The organism is Mangrovicoccus ximenensis, from assembly GCF_003056725.1.
GTDB classification, from domain to species: domain Bacteria; phylum Pseudomonadota; class Alphaproteobacteria; order Rhodobacterales; family Rhodobacteraceae; genus Mangrovicoccus; species Mangrovicoccus ximenensis.
Genome location: NZ_QBKZ01000016.1, coordinates 298,721 through 311,920 on the forward strand (window position 1 = coordinate 298,721; position 13,200 = coordinate 311,920).

At 67.9% G+C, this 13,200-nt stretch carries 10 protein-coding genes and 3 pseudogenes; 6 read left to right on the forward strand and 7 right to left on the reverse strand.

Annotated elements, in window-relative coordinates; genetic code table 11:
• Positions 1-4: 4 nt before the first annotated feature.
• The 5 genes and pseudogenes from C7T91_RS21720 to C7T91_RS21740 all read right to left on the reverse strand — a co-directional run.
• Positions 5-1,089 (reverse strand): annotated as a pseudogene (locus C7T91_RS21720) (ABC transporter permease).
• A gap of 292 nt (positions 1,090-1,381) precedes the next feature.
• Positions 1,382-2,752 (reverse strand): CmpA/NrtA family ABC transporter substrate-binding protein, encoded by a 1,371-nt coding sequence (locus C7T91_RS21725; RefSeq protein WP_108261119.1) that lies wholly within the window; start codon positions 2,750-2,752, stop codon positions 1,382-1,384.
• A 373-nt stretch (positions 2,753-3,125) separates the two neighbouring features.
• Positions 3,126-4,301, reverse strand: coding sequence for an ABC transporter substrate-binding protein (locus C7T91_RS21730; RefSeq protein ID WP_108261121.1), 1,176 nt, complete (start codon positions 4,299-4,301; stop codon positions 3,126-3,128).
• Complete coding sequence (locus C7T91_RS21735) at positions 4,298-4,882, reverse strand: ANTAR domain-containing response regulator (protein WP_108261123.1); 585 nt, start codon at positions 4,880-4,882, stop codon at positions 4,298-4,300. Before C7T91_RS21735 ends, C7T91_RS21730 begins: the two co-directional genes overlap by 4 nt.
• 92 nt (positions 4,883-4,974) lie before the next feature.
• Positions 4,975-5,094, reverse strand: a pseudogene (locus C7T91_RS21740) (tRNA pseudouridine(38-40) synthase TruA); the annotation flags it as partial.
• A gap of 25 nt (positions 5,095-5,119) precedes the next feature.
• On the opposite strand from C7T91_RS21740, the gene C7T91_RS21745 reads away from it, so the two are divergent.
• From C7T91_RS21745 to C7T91_RS21765, 5 genes are read left to right on the forward strand one after another with little or no spacing between them, the layout of a single operon-like run.
• Entirely contained in the window at positions 5,120-6,022 is a 903-nt protein-coding gene (locus tag C7T91_RS21745) for an NAD(P)/FAD-dependent oxidoreductase (protein WP_236638398.1), read from the forward strand.
• Positions 5,941-6,270: an ATP-binding cassette domain-containing protein gene (locus C7T91_RS21750; RefSeq protein WP_236638399.1), complete on the forward strand. Its 330-nt coding sequence runs from the start codon at positions 5,941-5,943 to the stop codon at positions 6,268-6,270. Before C7T91_RS21745 ends, C7T91_RS21750 begins: the two co-directional genes overlap by 82 nt.
• On the forward strand, positions 6,270-7,307 hold the full coding sequence (locus C7T91_RS21755; protein ID WP_108261125.1) for an ABC transporter permease: 1,038 nt from the start codon (positions 6,270-6,272) through the stop codon (positions 7,305-7,307). Before C7T91_RS21750 ends, C7T91_RS21755 begins: the two co-directional genes overlap by 1 nt.
• Positions 7,304-8,296 carry a galactofuranose ABC transporter, permease protein YjfF gene (gene yjfF, locus C7T91_RS21760; protein WP_201742192.1) on the forward strand — a complete coding sequence of 331 codons (993 nt, stop codon included), beginning with the start codon at positions 7,304-7,306 and terminating at the stop codon, positions 8,294-8,296. The genes C7T91_RS21755 and yjfF overlap by 4 nt, the downstream gene beginning before the upstream one ends.
• Positions 8,242-9,024: a FadR/GntR family transcriptional regulator gene (locus tag C7T91_RS21765; protein WP_236638400.1), complete on the forward strand. Its 783-nt coding sequence runs from the start codon at positions 8,242-8,244 to the stop codon at positions 9,022-9,024. The genes yjfF and C7T91_RS21765 overlap by 55 nt, the downstream gene beginning before the upstream one ends.
• Positions 9,025-9,182: 158 nt before the next feature.
• Here the strand turns inward: C7T91_RS21765 and C7T91_RS21770 are convergent.
• Positions 9,183-10,151: pseudogene (locus C7T91_RS21770) on the reverse strand (LLM class flavin-dependent oxidoreductase); the annotation flags it as partial.
• A gap of 144 nt (positions 10,152-10,295) precedes the next feature.
• Positions 10,296-10,640 (reverse strand): hypothetical protein, encoded by a 345-nt coding sequence (locus tag C7T91_RS21775; RefSeq protein WP_108261133.1) that lies wholly within the window; start codon positions 10,638-10,640, stop codon positions 10,296-10,298.
• A gap of 366 nt (positions 10,641-11,006) precedes the next feature.
• Between C7T91_RS21775 and C7T91_RS21780 the strand changes: the two genes are divergently transcribed.
• Positions 11,007-13,181, forward strand: coding sequence for an esterase-like activity of phytase family protein (locus C7T91_RS21780; protein WP_108261135.1), 2,175 nt, complete (start codon positions 11,007-11,009; stop codon positions 13,179-13,181).
• The last annotated feature ends 19 nt before the right edge of the window (positions 13,182-13,200 follow it).

Below are 13,200 nucleotides of genomic sequence, written 5' to 3' on the forward strand. Positions count from 1 at the left end.
GGGATCACCGCTTGTCCGAGAAGGTGAACATCGACTGCAGCGCGAACATCAGGCGGTCGAGGAAGAAGCCGATGATGCCGATGGTGAAGACCGCGACCATGATCTTGGCCAGCGAAGAGGAGGAGCCGTTCTGGAACTCGTCCCAGACGAACTTGCCGAGGCCGGGGTTCTGGGCGAGCATCTCGGCGGCGATCAGCACCATCCAGCCCACGCCCAGCGACAGCCGCAGGCCGGTGAAGATCAGCGGCAGCGCGGAGGGCAGGACCAGCTTGGTGATCTTGGTCCAGGTGTTCATCTTCAGCACCTTCGACACGTTACCAGGTCCTTGTCGATCGACGCGACGCCCAGCGAGGTGTTGATCAGCGTCGGCCAGAGCGAGCAGAGCGTCACGGTGATCGCCGAGGTCAGGAACGCCTTGGAGAACAGACCGTCCTCTGCCGTGTAGGTGGCCGAGACGATCATGGTGACGATCGGCAGCCAGGCGAGCGGCGAGACCGGCTTGAAGATCTGCACCAGCGGGTTGATGGCGGCGTTCGCGGTGCGGCTGAGGCCGCCGACGATGCCGAGCGGCACGGCGACTGCCGTCGCCAGCACGAAGCCGAAGAACACGGTTTTGATCGAGGTCCAGATCTGCTGGTAGTAGGAGGGCGCGCCGGTATAGGCGATGTCCTTGACCTGGTCGGCCTTGCCCTGCGCGATCAGCCGTTCGTTGCGGGCGGCGACCTGGGCCTCGAACTTGGCGCGCTTCTCGCCCTTGGCGACGGCGTCCTCATGCAGGTTGACGGCTTCGGTCCAGACCGCAGCCGGGCCGGGCACGGCGCCGAGCGAGGTCTGCACCTGCGGCGCAAGCCAGCTCCAGAGCATCAGGAAGCAGATGATCGACACCACCGGCACGCCGAGCAGCGCCCAGACTTCCTTCATCTGGGCCCTCGGGTTGTCGCCGGCCGAGGCCTTCAGGATCGGCGTGATCCAGGCGAGGCCGAGCACGCGGAACCAGCTGTCGGCCTTGTTGATGCGGGTGAAGAGCTTGGCGCGACGGGCTTCTCGAGCCGCTTCGGCGCTGGTGAATTCCGGGTCGATGGTAGCCATGGTCACGTCCTGCTTGGAGTCTCGGTGTCGCCGTGCGGAGGCTGCGCGGGGGAGCGGGGGGCGCGTTGCCTGCGACGGCACGATCTCGGGGCCTGGCCCGCCGGGAAATGCTACATCTCCGCCGTGCCATTCCGGTCCGGTTTCGCCGCGCCCTGTGCACTCCAGGATTTACTTAAGGGAAATTTGTGCATCGGACGCAGCGGTGCGGAAGAAACGGGCAGTCTCCTGCCGGTCTTGCGGGCCTCGGTTCCCTGCGGCGGGAAGGGGAGCCGCAGGGAACCTGGCCAGGGGCTCAGCCCTTGACCTCGGTGCCGACGACGGTCTGGTCGCCTTTCAGCCCGATCGGCAGGCTGTCGAGATAGGCGTTCGGCTGGGTGCCGTCATAGGGGATGCCGTCGATGATGTCCGCGGCCGGGGTCGGGTCCTTGTAGCCGTCCTCGTCCGCCGCCGGGAACATGTCCTCGGTGGCGTAGCCGTCCTCGATCACCAGCTTGGCGGCTTCCATGTAGATGTCCGGGCGGTAGACAGATTTCGCGGTCTCGTCATACCAGGCGTCGGTCTTGGCCTCCGGGATCTGGCCCCAGCGGCGCATCTGGGTCAGGTACCAGACCGCGTCGGAATAGTAGGGATAGGTCGCGTTGTAGCGGAAGAACACGTTGAAATCCGGGACCTCGCGCTTGTCGCCCTTCTCGTATTCGAAGGTGCCGGTCATCGAGTTGGCGATGACTTCGGCATCTGCGCCGACATATTCCGGCTGCGACAGCATCTCGACCGCTTCCATGCGGTTGGCGTTGTCGTTCTCGTCCAGCCAGATGGCGGCGCGGATCAGCGCCTTGACGACGGCCTTGGTGGTGTTCGGGTACTGCTCGGCGAACTCGGCGGTGATGCCGAAGACCTTCTCGGGGTTGTTCTTCCACAGCTCGTAATCGGTGATCACCGGCACGCCGATGCCCTTGAACACGGCTGCCTGGTTCCACGGCTCGCCCACGCAATAGCCGTAGATCGTGCCTGCCTCGAGGGTGGCGGGCATCTGCGGCGGCGGGGTGACGGACAGCAGGACGTCGGCACCGATCTGGCCGGTGATGTTCTCGGGGGAGTAGTAGCCCGGGTTCAGCCCGCCGGCCGCCAGCCAGTAGCGGAGCTCGTAGTTATGGGTGGAGACCGGGAAGACCATGCCCATGTTGAAGGGCTTGCCTTCGGAGCGGTACTTGTCGACCACCGGCTTCAGCGCGGAGGCCGAGATCGGGTGCTGCGGCAGGCCGTCGGCATTCGTCGGGATGTTCGGCTTCATCTCTTCCCAGACGGCGTTCGACACGGTGATGCCGTTGCCGTTGAGGTCCATCGAGAACGGGGTGATGATATGCGCCTGGGTGCCGTAGCCGATCGTGGCCGCCAGCGGCTGGCCTGCCAGCATGTGCGCGCCGTCGAGCGTGCCGGAGATGACGCCGTCGAGCAGAACCTTCCAGTTGGCCTGGGCTTCCAGCGTGACGAAGAGGCCCTCGTCGAGGAAATAGCCGTTTTCATAGGCCACGGCGAGCGGCGCCATGTCGGTCAGCTTGATGAAGCCGAAGGTCAGCTCGTCCTTTTCCAGCGCGAGCTGGGCCCAGGCGGAAGAGACGCTGGCGCTGGCAAGCAGGGCGCCCATGAGAGTCCGTTTGATCATACCAGTCCTCGTTCGTTCGTCGTTTCGGGAGGAGCTTGCCGGGGGGCAGGGACCCGGAAAGCACAAAAAAACCGCTGGATCCGTCGGGACATCTCGGGGAAGTCCGTGGGATCGAGCGGCTTTGCTCGGGTCGGCCCGCATCATCGGGGCCAGATGTCAGACAGGGCGCCATTGCCCGTCGTTGGTATCTTGTTAGCTTTTCGCGCCAGTCCGCGAAAGAAAAAGCTGCCGCAGCGGCGGTGTTTCCCGCGGAAATTCCGCAGCCCCGGCGGGCCTGGGGCAATATTTGTGCGCCTGCGGCAATGCTGATGCAGAAAGCGGCGCTTTGAAGACGGATCTGCCGGGAATCGTTTTCCCGGCACGCCTTTTCCGGTCAGGGGGCGGACGGATCGAAGATCGTGCCGTCGAAGAACCGGTCGGGGCCGAGGATCATGTGGCCGCGGGTGGAGGCGACGGCGGTCTCATGCTCCATCGCGCCCTCGAGCTTCTCGGAGGCACCGGGCATGTCGATCCCCAGGGGGGCGAGATTGCGGCGGTAGAGGTCGCTGCGGAAGCAGGCCTTGCCGGTTTCGACCGCCTCTGCGCGGTCGAGGTCCAGCCGCCGCGCGATGCTGTCGGCGATCCAGCCGGCCTGGCTGCGCCAGGGGAAATTCGCGGCCTTGGCGTGGAAATGCAGGAAATTCGGCGCAACCGCCTCGAGCCCGCGGGTGGCGGTGATGATCCGCCCCGCGAGCGCGCGGTCGATGATCATCGAGGGGATGCCGAGATAGCCGGATTTCGACAGCAGGTCGCCGGCCATGGCGCGGTTGTCGCGGTCCGACAGCCAGCGCGCGGCCCGCGCCAGCGCCCGCATCAGCCGCCCGACCGTCTCGGGGTTTTCCTCGATCCAGTCATGCCGCGCCGCCAGAACCTTCTCCGGCGCGAAGGCCCAGATCGCCGCGCCGGGCAGGATCAGCTCGCCGGTTCCCTGCTCGACCGCGTAGGAGCCCCAGGGCTCGCCGACGCAGAAGGCGTCGATCTCGCCCCTCGCCAGCGCGTCGGGCATCAGGGGCGGCGGCACGGTGCGCACGTCGAGCGCCCCGGGCGAAGAGAGCCCGAGCGTGCCGAGCCAGTGATGCAGCAGCTCGGCATGCATCGAGAACGGGAAGGGGACGCCGATGCGCAGGCTTCCCTCGGTGGCGCGGATCAGGTGCTGTCCGGTGCCCGCGGGATCGCGGAAAGCGCCGCTCCAGCCATCGGCGCGCATCCTGGCGGCGACCTCGGGACTGACGCCGATCACGTTGCCGTTGACCGACAGCACCATCAGCGCGTCGATCCGGGCGGGCAGCCCGCCGAGCCCCAGCGACATGGCGACCGGTACGGGCGAGAGCATGTGCGCGCAATCGCTCAGGCCGAGCACCAGCGCGTCGCGCAGCGCCGACCAGCTCGGCTGTTTCTCGAGGATCAGCTCGAGGCCTTCCTCGGCGGCGAAGCCCATTTCGCGGGCCACGGCGAGCGGTGCGCAGTCGACGAGGGGGACGAAGCCGCAGCGGATCGGGGTCAGGCTCATTTCAGCAGCTCCGCGGCAGTGACCAGCGCCTGGGCGACTTCGGCGACCTTGCGGCCCTGGTCCATCGCGGTCTTGCGCAGGAGCGTGTAGGCCTCGTCCTCGGAAATGCCGCGCGCCTGCATCAGCAGCCCCTTGGCGCGGTCGACGATCTTGCGCTCGGCGAGGGCGGATTTGACGGCCTCGAGCTCGCTCTTCATCTGGGAGACCATGTTGAAGCGGGCGATGGCGGCATCCATGACCGGCTTGATCCGCGCGGGCGCGAGCCCGTCGACGACGTAGGCCGAGAGCCCTGCCTCGATCGCGGCGCGGGTGGTCTCGTCGTCGGAGCGGTCGACGAACATCGCCACGGGCCGGTCCTTCGCGCCGGAGGCGATCGACAGCATTTCCAGCGAGTCGCGGCTGGGATTGGCGATGTCGATCAGCACCACGTCGGGATCGAGCTGGGCGAGGCGGCGGGTGATCGTGGTCTGGTCGCCGAGCACGGTGATCTCGTAATCTCCGGCGGCGCTGAGCCCGTCGACGATCAGCCGGGCGCGGTCCTCGTCCTTCTCGACGATGGCGATCTTGAGACGCGGGGCCATGGACTCATCCTCTCAGGCTGGGCGGGCAGGGCCGCGGGAACCAGATAACTGCGGCGGGGGCGGCAAATGCAAACCCCCAGCCGGGCGCTGCGTCATTCTGCCTGCGCGGCGAAGGGATCGTCGGGATAGTGGACATGCGACAGGTAGAGCCCCTGCGGCGGCGAGACCGGCCCGCAGGCGGCGCGGTCGCAGGCGGCCAGCGCCTCGGCGACGGTCGCGGCGGCTGCCGCGGCCGGCGTGGAGATCCGCACCCGCACGACCGTCACCGAGATCCGCCCCGGCGGCGTGCTGGAACTGGCCACGACCGCAGGAACTGACACCCTGACGGCAAAGCGCATCCTGCTGGCGACCGGCAACCGCGAAACCACCCGCGCCGCCGCGCTGGTCCCGGGGCTGCGGCCGGTGGGCGTGATGAACACCGCCGCGCTGCAATCCTTCCTCTATGAAGAGGGCCGCGCGCCGTTCTCGCGCCCGGCAATCGTCGGCAGCGAGATGGTGGCCTATTCGGCGATCCTCAGCTGCCGCCGCCACGGCATCCGCCCTGCCGCCATGATCGAGAGCCGCGACCGGGTGCAGGGGCCGCGCTTCTACGCGCTGGCCAACCGCATCCTCGGTGTGCCGCTGGTGACGGGGGCCGAAATCGTGGCGATCGAGGGCAAGACCCGCGTCACCGGGCTGCGTATCCGCGACCGTGCCGGGGAACGGCTGATCGACTGCGACGGGGTGGTTTTCTCGGGGCGGTTCACGCCCGAGGCGGCGTTGGCCCGCGCCAGCGGGCTGGCGCTCGATGCCGGGACGAAGGGCCCGCAGGTCGACGGCGCCTTCCGCAGCTCGGACCCACGGGTCTTCGTGGCCGGGAACGTGCTGCATCCGGTGGAAACTGCCGGGTTCTGCTGGGCCGAGGGCCGCCGCATCGCCGGCCTTGTCGCTGCCGATCTGGCCGGAGAGGCGCCCTCTGCTGGCGCCAGGGATGGGCGCGGCCTGTGCCGCGGGGCCGGGTCGAGGAGATCGCCCGCGGCTATGTCCGCGCGCTCGACATCCGCGCGGCGAGCCTCGACATGCCGATCCGGCTGCTGTCGGGCGGCAACCAGCAGAAGGCGCTTCTGGCGCGCTGGCTGGCCACCGAGCCGGAGCTGCTGATCCTCGACGAGCCGACCCGCGGCATCGATGTCGGCGCCCATGCCGAGATCATCCAGCTGATCGAAAGCCTGCGCGAGCGCGGCATGTCGCTGGTCGTCGCCTCCTCCGAGATAGAGGAGCTGGTCGCCTATTCCACACGCGTGGTCGTTCTGCGCGACCGGGTGCAGGTGGCCGAGCTTTCCGGCGCCGAGATCACCGCCGGAAACATCGTGCGCGCCATCACCGGCGAAGAAAGGGAGGTCGCCTGATGGCTGCACCGCATTCGCCGCTGCGCCGCCTCGCGCCGCAGCTGGTCATCCTTGCCGCCGTCCTGGCGCTGAACCTGGCGGTCTTCCCCGAATTCTTCCGCATCGAGTTCCAGAACGGACGGCTCTTCGGCGGGGTGGTCGACGTGCTCAACCGCGGCGCGCCGACCGCGATTCTGGCCATCGGCATGACGCTGGTGATCGCCACGAAGGGCATCGACCTTTCCGTCGGCGCGGTCATGGCGATCGCCGGGGCCTGCGCCGCCAAGATCGTCGCCGACGGACACGGCTGGGGCACGGCGCTGGCGGGTGCGCTGGCGTCGGGGGCGGCCTGCGGTCTCTGGAACGGCGTGCTGGTGGCCTGGCTGCGCATCCAGCCCATCGTGGCCACGCTGGTGCTGATGGTGGCGGGCAGGGGGATCGCCCAGCTGGTCACCGAGGGCACCATCCTGACCTTCCTCAACGAGGGCCTGATCCATCTCGGCGCCGGCACGATCCTGGGCATTCCGACGCCAGTGGTGATCTGGGTCGCGCTCGGGGCTGGCGTGACCTGGGCGGTGCGCAAGACCGCGCTGGGGCTGCTGATCGAGGCGATCGGCATCAATGCCGCGGCGTCGCGCCTGGCCGGGATCAACGCGCGGGTGCTCCTGACCTGCGTCTATCTCGTCTCGGGGCTCTGCGCGGCGCTGGCGGGGGTGATCGTCGCCGCAGACATCAAGGGGGCGGATGCCAACAATGCCGGGCTGTGGATGGAGCTCGACGCGATCCTCGCGGTGGTGATCGGCGGCAATTCCCTGCTCGGCGGGCGGTTCTCGATCACCGCCTCGCTCTTGGGCGCGCTGATCATCCAGTCGGTGAACTCGGCGATCCTGCTTTCCGGCATGCCGCCGGAATTCAATCTGGTGATCAAGGCGGTGCTGATCCTCGCCATCCTCGTCATCCAGTCGCCGCGGATCGGCCACTGGCTCTACATCCTGCGCGCCTCGGGCGGAGATCCCGCCCCGCGCCGCGCCAAGCCGGTGAAGGAGACCGCGCGATGATCCGCTCCACCAGCCTGCCGCTGATCGTGACGCTGGCGACCTTCGTCATCGCCTATGCGCTTTGCGCCTCCGCCTATCCGGCGATGCTGTCGAGCCGGGTCGCGGCGAACCTTCTGACCGACAATGCCTTCCTCGGCATCGCGGCGGTGGGCATGACCTTCGTCATTCTCTCGGGTGGGATCGACCTGTCGGTCGGCTCGGTGATCGCTTTCACCGGCGTCTTCCTCGCGGTGATCCTGCGCGACACTTCCGTCCATCCGCTGGCGGCCTTCGTTATGGTGCTGGCCCTGACGACGGCCTTCGGTGCCGCGATGGGGGCCGCCATCCACTACCTGGAGATGCCGCCCTTCATCGTCACGCTCGCAGGCATGTTTCTGGCCCGGGGCGCGGCCTACGTCCTGTCGGTCGACAGCGTGCCGATCACCCACGAGTTCTACGACTGGCTCCAGGACATCTACTGGAAGGCGCCCTCGGGCGGGCGGTTCCGGCTGACCGGGGCGCTGATGGTGCTGACCTTCCTGGCCGGCATCGTGCTGGCCCACCGCACCCGCTTCGGCCAGAACGTCTATGCGATGGGCGGCGGGGCGCAGACCGCGAAACTGATGGGCGTGCCGCTGGGGCGCACCACGGTCGGCATCTACGCGATCTCGGGCGGGCTCTCCGGGCTGGCCGGGATCGTCTTCTCGCTCTACACCTCGGCAGGCTACTCGCTGGCCGCGGTCGGGGTGGAGCTCGACGCCATCGCCGCGGTGGTGATCGGAGGCACGCTCCTGACCGGGGGCAGCGGCTTCGTCGCGGGCACATTCTTCGGCATCCTGATCATGGGGCTGATCCAGACCTACATCGTATTCGACGGGACTTTGTCGAGCTGGTGGACCAAGATTGTCATCGGAGCGCTGCTCTTCACCTTCATCCTGCTGCAAAAGGGCCTGACTTGGGCAACGACACTCCGAAGAAGACCGGCACCTGGCTCGCCCATGCCCTCATGAGCTTCGCCACGCCCGAGGGCCGGGCGGCGCGGGCATCGAACCATACCGATTTCGTGGTGGAAAGCCTCGGGCGCGCGATCGTGGCCGGGGAATATCCGCCCGAGACGATGATCCCGCTCGATCCCGATCTCTGCGAGATGTTCGACGTGTCGCGCACCGTGGTCCGCGAGGCCAAGAAGACGCTGATCGCCAAGGGGCTGATCCAGTCCAAGGCCAAGGTCGGCACCCATGTGCGCGAGGCCGAGGCCTGGAACATGTTCGACGAGGATGTGCTGCGCTGGCATGCCGGGCTGAGGAATGCCGGGGCCTTCTATGACGAACTCTTCGAGATGCGGCTGATCTTCGAGCCCGCGGCGGCGGAGCAGGCGGCCAAGCGCGCCAATGCCAATGGCTGCGGCCGTCTCTTCGAGCTGTCGGGCGCGCTGTCGGGCGCGGCAAGCCGCGCGGATTTCGCGGTCGCCGATTACGAGTTCCACCGCGAGGTGCTGCGCCTCTCGGGCAACCGCTTCCTGCTGTCGCTTGGCGACATGGTGCAGACCGCGCTCTACTCGCTGTTCCTCGCCGAGGCACACCGCTTCTATCCCGAAGGCGCCCAGGCCGTGGCCGACCGGCACCGGGACATCGCCTCGGCCATCTGCCGCGGCGCCGCCCTGGAGGCCCGGGAGGCCATGCACCGCGTGATCGAGGACGGGTATGCAAGGGTGAACGGGGGACGGCTGCCAGGCTGACAGGGGTGCGCGCAACATATTGGGATGATTTCCGATAATTGCCCATATTGTGTGCTCCCCCGCTGCCTATCCCTACGTCACGCTCATTTTTTGGGTTTTTCGTCGAGAATCAGGGGGACGTGCCGCCGCCGGAGCGGCGGGCGGGGCTTGATCCGGGCCTAGCTGGCGGCGCGGGCACCGGCCTCGGCGGCCAGTTCCTGCATCGCCTCGGCACCGATCGCGAAGGAGCGCTTGCGCGCCGCGTGGTCGTGGATATGGCCGGTGAGGATCACCTCGTCCGGCTCCAGGATCTCGATCAGCCCGCGCAGCCGCTCCTTGACCGTCGCCTTCGATCCGACGACCGAGATGCGCAGCTGGTGGTTGGCCATGCGGATCTCGGCATCGCTGGCCACGCTCGACAGGTCGTCCACCGGGCGCGGCAGCGGCCCGCGCAGCCCCTTGCGGATATTGATGAAGCCCTGCTGCATCGAGGTGCGGATCCGCGCGCCTTCCTCGTCGGTCTCGGCGGCGAAGATGTTGACCGCCAGCATGAAATGCGGGCGCTGGATCGCGCCGGGGCGGAAGGAGCTGCGGTAGACGGCGATCGCGTCTTCCAGCGCGTCGGGGGCGAAATGGCTGGCGAAGGCATAGGGCAGGCCGAGATGCGCGGCGAGCTGGGCGCCGAAGAGCGAGCTGCCGAGCATCCAGACCGGCACCTCGGTTCCGGCGCCGGGAACGGCGNATGATCTGCTGGGTCTCGGGCGCCTCGCGCAGGTAGCCCATCAGCTCGACCACGTCGTTCGGGANACTGCTCGGAGCGGTCGGGACCGCGGCGCAGCGCACGGGCGGTCAGCTGGTCGGTGCCGGGCGCGCGGCCGAGCCCGAGATCGATCCNGCCCGGGAAACAGCGTCGCAAGCGTGCCGAACTGCTCGGCGATCACCAGCGGCGAATGGTTCGGCAGCATGATGCCGCCCGAGCCCACGCGCATCGTCTTGGTGCGGGCGGCGACCTGGCCGATCACGACGGCGGTCGCGGCCGAGGCGATGCCGGTGGAGTTGTGGTGCTCGGCCAGCCAGTAGTCTTGGTGTCGAGCCCGTCGGGCAGCTTGCCCTCCGCCGCCAGAGCGTCGAGCTGGGTCAGGACCAGGTCCTTCACTTCGGAAAACAGGTTCATAGCGTCCACCTTTGCCTTGGCGCGGTGTAGCATCCGCAGCCGGGGCGTCAACGGCCTGCCATGGGCTGCCGGGCATTTTGCCGGAACGGAATGCCGCTCCGGCGCCCGCCGCGCTGCGTCAGATGCTCTTCAGTGCGTGGAAGAACAGCCGGAACGTCAGTCGCGTATAGGTCGAGAAGGCGAAGATCATCGCGATGAAGGTCAGCCCCAGTCCGACCCACTGAAGCCACGGCACGTCCAGCGGCAGCTTCGAGAGCGTGGCAAATGCGGCCACCGCCAGGAGCGACAGCACGCTGCGCACAATCAGCTCGGTCATGGTGAACCTGAAATTGTGGCCGGTATAGCCCTTCGCAGCCTGCACGATTGCCGACGCGGCACCGACAAGCGCAGCCAGGACAAGCCCCAAAAGAAAAGTCGTCAGGCTTATGACGTTGCCCATCTCCGGCAGCAGCTCGGCAGTCATCCGGTGTCCTCTTCCTGCACAGCACTTGAATATTAACAGGATACAATTCAGGGAAAGGGTTATCAATTGCTGCCGCGGTCGGCAACGCCGCACCGGTCCCGCCCGGGACCGACCGCAATGCCTCCGCCACCTCTCCGCCCCGCCGGGGCGGGGCCTGCCTCTCCGGGCGCCGGACAGAGGGCGGACCGCGCGGCCAAGGCGCCGGGGCTCCCTCAACGGCGCCGGGGAGGCCGCCGTCTCTTGGCGCCCGGGACGCCTCTTGCGCGGCGGACCGCAATCTTCACGGGACTGACACGCAACCATCACGCATTTGTCACCGAGCGCGAAGACCTGTGGCGCGATTTGCACCGAACCCAGGGATTCCCCATGACCGCACGCCTGCTGTGCCTGACTTCCGTCCTCGCGCTGACCGCCGGGTCGGCGATGGCCGAGATGAATTTCAACCGCATCGCCAGCTTTGCCACCTGGCACAACATGGCCGAGGGCGAGGACACCGCCCGCGAGACCTCGCCCGAGATCATCGTGGCGACGCCGGACGGCAACACGCTGGTCTATTCCGACAGCCCGCTGGGGGCGATCGGCCTTGTCGACATCACCGATCCCGCAGCCCCGCAGCCCTTGGGCAATATCGACCTGCAGGGCGAGCCGACCTCGGTCGTGGTCGTCGGCGGCCGGGCCTATGCCGCGGTGAACACGTCCGCCTCCTACACCGATCCGTCGGGCAAGCTGGTCACCATCGACCTCGCTTCGAAATCGGTCGTCGCCGAATGCGATCTCGGCGGCCAGCCGGACAGCATCGCGGCGGCGAAGGACGGCAGCTTCATCGCCGTCGCCATCGAGAACGAGCGGGACGAAGACCTGGGCGACGGCCGCGTCGGGCAGATGCCCGCGGGCTGGCTGTCGCTGGTCGGGCTGACCGGCGAGGGCGCGGACTGCGCCAGCCTGAAGGCAGTGGACGTGACCGGCCTGGCCGAGGTCGCGCCGGAGGATCCCGAGCCGGAATATGTCGACATCAACGGCCTCGGCGAGACCGTGATGACGCTGCAGGAGAACAACCACCTGGTGGTGGTGTCGAAGGACGGCGAGGTGATCGCCGACTTCTCCGCCGGGGCCGTGGACCTGGCCGAGGTCGATCTGGACGACGACCGCGCCTCGATCCGCCCGGTCAGCGCCCAGCCCGGCCGCCTGCGCGAGCCCGACACCGTCAAATGGCTGGATGACGAGCATTTCGCCACCGCCAACGAGGGCGACATGGATGGCGGCAGCCGCGGCTGGACCATCTGGTCGAAGGACGGTTCGGTGGTCCACGAATCGAATTCCTCCTTCGAGCACGCGCTGATCGCGATCGGCCACTACCCGGACAAGCGGTCGGACGCGAAGGGCGTCGAGCCCGAGTCGCTGGCCCAGGGCACCTTCGGCGGCACGCCGATGGCCTTTGTCGGCTCCGAGCGCGGCGGTGCCTTCGGCGTCTATGACGTGACCGACATGGCCAACCCGGTGCTGACCCAGCTGCTGCCCTCGGGCATCGGCCCGGAGAGCTTCGCCGTGATCGAGAGCCGCGGGCTGATTGCCTCGGCCAACGAGACGGACCTGACCGAGGATGGCGGCGTGCGCGCCCATGTCATGCTCTACGAATACCAGGAGGCGCCGGCCGCCTATCCGCAGCTGACCACCGGCGGGCTGCGCGACGCGGACGGCGTGCTGGTCGGCTGGGGCGCGATCTCGGGGCAGGTGGCCGACGAGGACGGCACGCTCTGGGCGGTGACCGACAGCTTCTACGGCAACCAGCCGTCGATCTTCCATATCGACGTCTCCGCGGTCCCGGCGAAGATCACCGACGTGATCCGGGTCACCCGTGACGGCGAAGCGGCGGCGAAGATGGACATGGAGGGCATCACGCTCGACGGCGATGCCTTCTGGGTCGCCAACGAGGGCCGCACCGACCGCGAGATCCCGCATGCGATCTACAAGATCGGCCGCGACGGCGAGATCCTCGAGGAAGTCCTGATCCCCGAGGCGCTGGCCGCCAACGAGGTCCGCTTCGGCTTCGAGGGCATCGCCAAGATCGGCGACACGCTGTGGATGGCGACCCAGCGCGAGTGGAAGGACGATCCGGCGAATACCGTTAAGCTGGTCGCCTACACGCCTTCGACCGGCGAATGGGGCGCGGTGCGCTACGAAAAGGCAGAGCCGCAAACCGGCTGGGTCGGGCTGAGCGAGATCACCCTGCATGGCGATTACGTGTATGTCGTCGAGCGCGACAACCAGATCGGCGAGGCGGCGGTGACCAAGAAGATCTACCGCATTCCGGCCTCGGACATGGTGCCCGCGCCGCTCGACGGCGACGACATGCCGGTCGTGTCGAAGGAGGAGGTCCGCGACCTGCTGGGCGATCTGGCCGCGACCGGCGGCTTCGTGCTGGACAAGGTCGAGGGGCTTGCGGTCACGGCGGACGGCACGGCCTGGGTCTCCACCGACAATGACGGCGTCGACGACCATTCCGGCGAGACGATGTTCTTCTCGATCGGCAAGATCGACTGATCCGGGGCGGAAACATCCA

Bases quoted from the DNA above. Each gene is read 5' to 3' on its own strand.
- C7T91_RS21775 (WP_108261133.1), bottom strand. From the start codon at position 10,640: ATGACTGCCGAGCTGCTGCCGGAGATGGGCAACGTCATAAGCCTGACG.
- C7T91_RS21730 (WP_108261121.1), bottom strand. From the start codon at position 4,301: ATGAGCCTGACCCCGATCCGCTGCGGCTTCGTCCCCCTCGTCGACTGC.
- C7T91_RS21755 (WP_108261125.1), top strand. From the start codon at position 6,270: ATGGCTGCACCGCATTCGCCGCTGCGCCGCCTCGCGCCGCAGCTGGTC.
- C7T91_RS21735 (WP_108261123.1), bottom strand. From the start codon at position 4,882: ATGGCCCCGCGTCTCAAGATCGCCATCGTCGAGAAGGACGAGGACCGC.
- C7T91_RS21780 (WP_108261135.1), top strand. From the start codon at position 11,007: ATGACCGCACGCCTGCTGTGCCTGACTTCCGTCCTCGCGCTGACCGCC.
- C7T91_RS21725 (WP_108261119.1), bottom strand. From the start codon at position 2,752: ATGATCAAACGGACTCTCATGGGCGCCCTGCTTGCCAGCGCCAGCGTC.
- yjfF (WP_201742192.1), top strand. From the start codon at position 7,304: ATGATCCGCTCCACCAGCCTGCCGCTGATCGTGACGCTGGCGACCTTC.
- C7T91_RS21750 (WP_236638399.1), top strand. From the start codon at position 5,941: ATGCCGATCCGGCTGCTGTCGGGCGGCAACCAGCAGAAGGCGCTTCTG.